Source organism: Glaesserella sp. (assembly GCF_041817755.1).
Lineage (GTDB): Bacteria > Pseudomonadota > Gammaproteobacteria > Enterobacterales > Pasteurellaceae > Glaesserella.
This window is the reverse complement of sequence record NZ_JBGYBX010000064.1, coordinates 1-6,977: the sequence shown is the minus strand read 5'-3', so window position 1 is coordinate 6,977 and position 6,977 is coordinate 1. Positions and strand designations below refer to the sequence as shown.

Below are 6,977 nucleotides of genomic sequence, written 5' to 3'. Positions count from 1 at the left end.
TAATTTGAATGAGGAGCTGGCGAAACAACTGCCGGCGACGGCTTACTATAATCTGTACGGTTATTTGGATGTGGGGTATGGGGTGCGTACCGAGAAAGACGGAAAGTACGCTTACTTACGTAAAGCGGCAGACTTGGGGAGCCGTGAAGCGCAATATGTTGTTGCGGATATGCTAGGTGGCATTAATGATGAAGAAACATTACAAATGCGCATAAAACTGATTGATCAACTGCGAGCTTGCGCTTCGGAACAAGGATTAGGTGATGCTTCTGATATGTTAGGTATTAGATTAGAAAGAAAGAATACCAAAAAGCGATAGAAGTATTTCATCAAGGAACAAAGAATGGTAGTGATTCTTCAGCCCGCCGATTAGCCAATGCTTTTTCAGGTAAACCTAAAGAAGGAGAGATGTATTTTTTAAATTTATCGGAAGATAAAGAGCGCTCTAAGCGTTATAAAATTATTGAAAATTATCTTTCTAGAAAAGACTACCTCCAACCCAAAGTCCCGGATTTGGATGAAATTGTGCCATTGCCACCGGCACCGCTACCCGACTGGGACGGTAAAATTGCTTTCCAGCGCTGGTTTGAAGGCGAAGCCCCGCCGAAACCCGATGAAGCCTTGGTACGCCGTTTGGCATGGCAGGCAGGGTTAAACGCCGATACCGGTTTGGATGAAAAAACCGGAATGCCGAAAAAACCGACAAAATAATCAAAAAATCCGCCGCACTTTTGAGAGAAAAAACCGGAAGTGCGGTGGATTTTCTTGATATTTTACAAGCGGTGAGATTTAGGAAATATTTTGCAAAAAATTCACTAAATCTCACCGCTTGTTTATTTTACTTTCTATACTAAATCCGGATGATATGTATGATTAACCGTCCGGTGATGATAAGAAACGAAAAGAACCAGGTTACAGGTAAGACATGATTAAAATCTTTTTCAGCATACTGAAGCTTTTTTTGTCATAAATTTACGAATATTGGTGAACTTGAAAAAAACGTTGTACGAATATATTCGTTCTTATAACGAAAAACAAATCAAGTCTAGATTAAAAAAAACGAGCCTTGTAAAATACGGAGTCTTAATACTTAGACTAATTTATCTGTCCAATTTATACCTGATGAAGACACTCAATACCAATTGGGCTATTTAGCTGACAGATTCACACATTATTTCAAGGGGTCATAACATGATAAAAATCGATCTTACCTCAACCCTCGCCGCATTAAACAGCACATCCAAACTCATGCTGGAAGAATCCGCCGCTTATGCGATTACAAGCAATGAAACGGAAGTCTTGCCCGCTCACTTTTTATTAAAATCACTCGAAAACCCGTTCAGTGACGTACGATTTATTTTCAATAAATTAAAACTTTCACATGAAGAATTATCTTCGCTTCTCATGCGTAATAAACAGAACGACGATGTCAATATTGGCGGTGTACCGTCATTCTCACCGTTGTTGGTAGAAATGTTGCAAGAAGCGTGGTTGCTAGGTTCATTGGAATATAAGCAATCCCAAATCCGCAGTGCGTCCATTTTTTTAACGCTGGTGCTAAATTCAGCGCGTTATTTACCGACAGCCGCAGCTTCTTTTTTAAATCAAATTAATAAAGACAGTTTACGTAAAAATTTATTGCCATTAGCCGAAGGTTCTGCCGAAGCGCAATCGCAGCAAGCAGATAATGTGGCGCCTGTTGCCGCGAGTCAAGATCAATCGGCGCTAAGCCGCTTTGCGGAAAATCTGACTGCAAAAGCTTTAGAAGGCAAGATTGATCCCGTATTGGCTCGTGATGAAGAAATCGATTTGATGATTGATATTCTTTCCCGTCGCCGAAAAAATAACCCGATTGTGGTCGGTGATGCGGGCGTAGGGAAAAGTGCATTGATTGAAGGCTTGGCGTTGCGTATTGCCAATAAACAGGTCCCGCCGCATTTGCATAATGTAGAATTATGGAACTTAGATTTAGGTGCGCTGCAATCCGGTGCGTCAGTGAAAGGTGAATTTGAGAAACGCTTGAAATCGGTCATTGATTTTGTGAAAAACAGCCAAACGCCGATTATTTTATTTATTGATGAAGCTCACACCTTAATCGGTTCCGGCAGTGAATCCGGCGATGCGGCGAATTTGTTAAAACCCGCTTTAGCTCGAGGCGAATTACGCACCATTGCGGCGACAACTTGGACAGAATATAAAAAATATTTCGAAAAAGATCCTGCACTTTCCCGCCGCTTCCAATTAGTCAAAGTAGATGAACCTTCAATTGAAGAAACCATTGTGATTTTGCGTGGGTTAAAACCGTTATATGAAAAATCTCATGGTGTTTATATCACGGGTGAAGCATTGGAATCGGTAACGAAACTGTCCGCTCGTTATATTGCGGCGAAAAAATTGCCCGATAAAGCCATTGATATTTTAGATACCGCTTGCGCTCGCGTATCAACCGCGAAAGATACGCCGCCGAAACGTTTAAATTATCTGGATAATAAAATTCATGAAATCAAGGTGGCATTAGCTGAGTTAGAACGCGATTATCAATTAGGTGAGCCCGTTGATATTCAAATAAAAACTCAACTTCAACAGCAATTAGATGATTTAGAACGACAAAAACAAGCGCTCACGGCAAAATTTGAATCGCAAAAAGCGTTAGTGGATGCGATTTTAAATTTACGCGAACAAATTTCACAAGAAGAGCTGGAAGAAGATCAACGCAATACGTTGATTGCCGAGTTACAAGCGAAAAAAACGGAATTTGATGCCATTAAAAATGAAGATTACTTAGTCCATGCGGAAGTGGGCGGCAAACAAATTGCAGCAGTAATTGCCGATCTGACAGGGATTCCGGTAAATACCATGACGGGTGATGAACTAGGTAAATTAACCGAATTACCGGTATTACTAAATGACAATATCAAAGGCCAAGAGCAAGCGATTGAACAAATTCATAAGAGCTTGTTAACCGCAATGGCGGATTTACGCCGTGCAGGTACGCCGTTGGGTGCGTTATTGTTAGTCGGCCCAAGCGGTGTGGGTAAAACGGAAACCGCTTTGCAAATTGCGGATTATATTTTCGGCGGTCGCCAATTCTTAACTACGATAAACATGTCCGAATACCAAGAAAAACATACGGTATCGCGTCTGATCGGTTCGCCGCCGGGCTATGTGGGTTATGGGGAAGGCGGTTTATTGACGGAAGCCATTCGTCAAAAACCGTATTCGATTGTGCTATTAGACGAGGTGGAAAAAGCGCATCCGGATGTGTTAAATCTGTTCTATCAAGCCTTTGATAAAGGAGAACTGGCAGATGGCGAAGGTCGTCAAATTGACTGTAAAAACATTCTCTTTATGTTGACGTCGAATTGCGGTTTTGATTCGGCCAATGAACGTTTTGAAGTGAAATCCGACGAACAATTACGTCAATCACTGCTTTCTTTCTTTAAACCGGCGTTATTGGCTCGTATGCAAATCGTGCAATATAACTATTTATCGAAAGAAGTGATGCAACGTATCGTAAAAGCAAAATTGGGCAAATTGGAAAAACTCATCGCACAACGCTACAAAGCGAAATTAATTATCTCTCCGTCCGTATTTGAACATGTTGAACGACAATGTGAAGCCGATGCCAACGGTGCAAGATTGTTGGATGCCATTTTAGAAGGGCAATTGCTGCCGCCATTGTCGCTCGCATTGCTGCAATTTATGGCGGATGGAAAAGATATTCATCAGGTTTCAGTGAAATATGAAAATGATGATTATCAGGTAAGTATTGAATAGTAGGAAAGAACCGTAGTTTTTTGTGTAGAAGATCAAACCTAATCTGACAGTTCCTCCGTTTTAAATGTCGTACCTGTCAAATTAATTTGAGCTTCTACAAATCATAAGTTTTGGCGAATACTTTTATTTTTCTCTTTTCGGTTAATTGCATATAATATCGCCCGTTATCCCCTCAAATTTAGGCTTGTGATATGCAAAACGAAAACCGGATTTACGCTGTCGATGTGCAGTTGTTCAGTGGAAATGAATCGGAAGCGGCGGTGGTGTTAATCTATGCGCCGAACGCCGAATTGGCGAAAAACAAAATAACGATTTACCAGCAACAACACCAACTTCGCTTGAATTACGCTCTTCTTCCGCTTCCTCTTGAACTTTATGTCCAACGCCACGCCGACGGGGCGCTTATCGAACCGATTAGAACGGCTTCCCGAGATTTATCGGACGCACGTGCTTTAATCATTTTTATGCCGAACCGTTATCAGCAAAGCGATAAAACCGATTCTCCCTGCCTGATAAAAACCGAAGTGCTTTTGCGTAACCCGAACGAAGCGCGCGGACCTTTTCTGTTTCAAGCACTTCCTGATTCTGTTATTCCTTATTTGTGGCCGGAAGACGATTCGGACAATTGTTATGTTATCGTCAATGCGGAAAGTAGCGCCTGGTTCCCGACCGGCTTTGAACGCGATGATATTCGATTTGCCTGTTTATATAAAGGCGAACAGGCGGAAAGGAAGCGGAACATTGCGCCCTATTTAATTAAGCTGTCCGCCTCCCATTCCTTTGCCGAAGCACTGTTTTCGACGCCGATGGCGGGAAAAGAGAACGACGACGGCCCGCAACAATGGTATAAGCACTTCGGCTTCTTTTTCCGTTCACGAGCGGAATTTGATGAGTTGCTTCAGCATTTCAGAAAATTCATGATTCTGCCGACGTATGACGAGCGTCAGCTTTATTTTCGTTTTTACGACCCGAGAGTATTAGAGGACTATTTAGACCGCTTGTTATGTTATCCGAAAAAGCTGGCGGCGTTTTGGGGCGGCAGGCTTATTGAATCCATTATGCTGCCGAAAGGGGATTATTTTGTGCATTACGCCCCGAATACGGATTTATCCGCCGTCACACCTGCTAAAAAACAGTTTGATAAGTTTGAGGTGGAGGAATTTATTAAGCAATATAATCAGACACTATATATCGGGTTAGTTGACAGTCTATTAAATACTTCTCCATTTTTGCTTAAACAATATACCCGTAAAGAAATAGAAGATGTGGTTTATTATCATCACAATATAAGCAAGCAATATCATTTCCACGAATCTGTTACGATCGGAATTTTTACATTGATAACATTGCTGTATGGAAAAACGATAGACAAACTTGATCCCGAACCGGTCATTTTGTCACTTTTAAAAAGTGATTATCTTACGGAATTAGATAAAGCGTATTATATAAAGCAGCGTATTGAATTTTTAGAAAGCCAAAGCATAATTTATAACAAGTTTAAGGAACATTATGACAAACAATTTAAACGATAATATTGTGGCATTGTGTGGTAAGCACACATCAGAAAAGAATAATTCAGGGACAGACTGCTGTAAAAACGTAGTAATTATTCACCACAAAGATACACTTGGTCGCTCATTACCTCGCGGTATTTTAGTGAATGTGTACGATTCTACCGGGAAAGTTCATTCGGGCATGATCGACGGAAACGGTATCAGCCGGCATGGTATGGGATTAAGCGGAACTAACGGCAGAGTCACGCCTCAAGTCAGGTGCGGTGAAATATCTTGGCAGCTGTTGCGTGTGCAGGCGGTGATTTTAGGTGCAAAGCAAGAGGCGGAAACCGGCAATATTGGTAACTGTGAAAATGATGTTTCGCGTCATTTATCCGAAGAAAGTGAAGCATTTAAATTAAATAGCAGCGACGGTTATGTGCTAATCAAAGCCGAAGCCGACGGCCAAGTGGTCAACCATGAGGAACCGCAGTTTCAACTGAGTAATCCGCTGAAAATTGAAGCGATGTGGCAAAACGGCGGTTATGAATGCCATATTTATGCTACTTATTTACCGCCTCCGATGTTACTTAACTTACGTTTTTTGCAGACTTGTGAGAGTAAACTTAAAAATCAACAAATAAACAAGATGATTGAGCAAATCAAATTGGACGGTAATGCGGTGACTTTATTTGTGCACGGTTATAACGTTCCGTTGGGTAAAACAGGGCGTTTCCCGACCTATGAAGAAACGGTTGCGACCGGCAAAGTGGGACGGGACACACCGAAACCGCCTTATCTTACCCCCATCCGAACGGACGAAATGCAGATTCCGTGGCTGCATTACGGGCGGGAGGATATATTAAAGCTCATTAAAGGCAAAGAACTGAATGCGGATAAACTTACCTATGAAGAAATCGATAGAAAATTCAACGGCTGGAAAACCTTGAGTTGGATCCCCCATGTTGAATACTATTTAAACTTGGCGGCATCGGGGAAAGATAAATTGGATAAATTTGTCGATTGGGACAAATACAGCCGGATAGTTGGGGTGACCTGGTCGGGCAGTGTAGCGTCCGAGTTGCAGTTTTTCCTGTCGGAAATTTATGCCAATGAATCGGGACGGGAGCTGGCGAAGGTGCTGATTAAATTTATCGAGGCGGGGATTCAAATTAATCTTCTGACCCATTCGCTAGGTGCCCGGGTGGCGCTTTCCGCCTTAAATGTGTTGGGGGATTTTGACGGGGAGTATGATGAGAAAATAGATAACCTGATAATGTGGGAGCCGGCGGTGGCGGATAATGCGTTTACCGACAAATATACCCGTAGTATGAACCCGATAGCGATGGAAATTTTTCCTTATGCACATAAGGCGGCGAAACGGATTACGGTACTTTATTCCACCGAAGACGGCGTAGTGGCGGGGGATAAGCAATGGCACGACGGGGAAATTACCGGTCTGGTCGGCGGGGCATATCCGAAGAAATACAATAAGTTTTTCAGTCTGTTTACCAAAGGGCTCCGTCCGATTGAAGATTTTTTCAAAACCCGTCACACCAATGTTGTCCGTGCCGAATATGATTACGTGCAACAAATCCGACGCAAATTCCATTGTGACCGGTTAGGCGGTAATCGGGATATTCCGTCGGAATGTATTAACCTTCGGGCGAACAGGGCAAAAATCCGTCAAGCGATAGAGGCGGAAGC

Annotated in this window: 4 protein-coding genes and 1 pseudogene; all 5 read left to right on the top strand. The window is 42.4% G+C overall.

The features are described from left to right. Positions 1-711, top strand: a pseudogene (locus ACEYKX_RS10105) (DUF6396 domain-containing protein); the annotation flags it as partial. A gap of 273 nt (positions 712-984) precedes the next feature. Continuing rightward, positions 985-1,155 (top strand): IS3 family transposase, encoded by a 171-nt coding sequence (locus ACEYKX_RS10100; RefSeq protein WP_373767018.1) that lies wholly within the window; start codon positions 985-987, stop codon positions 1,153-1,155. A 36-nt stretch (positions 1,156-1,191) separates the two neighbouring features. Beyond that, a complete protein-coding gene (gene tssH / locus ACEYKX_RS10095; RefSeq protein WP_373767017.1) occupies positions 1,192-3,777 on the top strand; it encodes a type VI secretion system ATPase TssH in 2,586 nt (861 codons plus the stop codon). A gap of 191 nt (positions 3,778-3,968) precedes the next feature. Then, complete coding sequence (locus ACEYKX_RS10090; protein WP_373767016.1) at positions 3,969-5,309, top strand: DUF4123 domain-containing protein; 1,341 nt, start codon at positions 3,969-3,971, stop codon at positions 5,307-5,309. After that, on the top strand, positions 5,287-6,977 hold a 1,691-nt coding region (locus ACEYKX_RS10085), incomplete at its 3' end, for an alpha/beta hydrolase (RefSeq protein ID WP_373780720.1). The genes ACEYKX_RS10090 and ACEYKX_RS10085, both read left to right, overlap by 23 nt.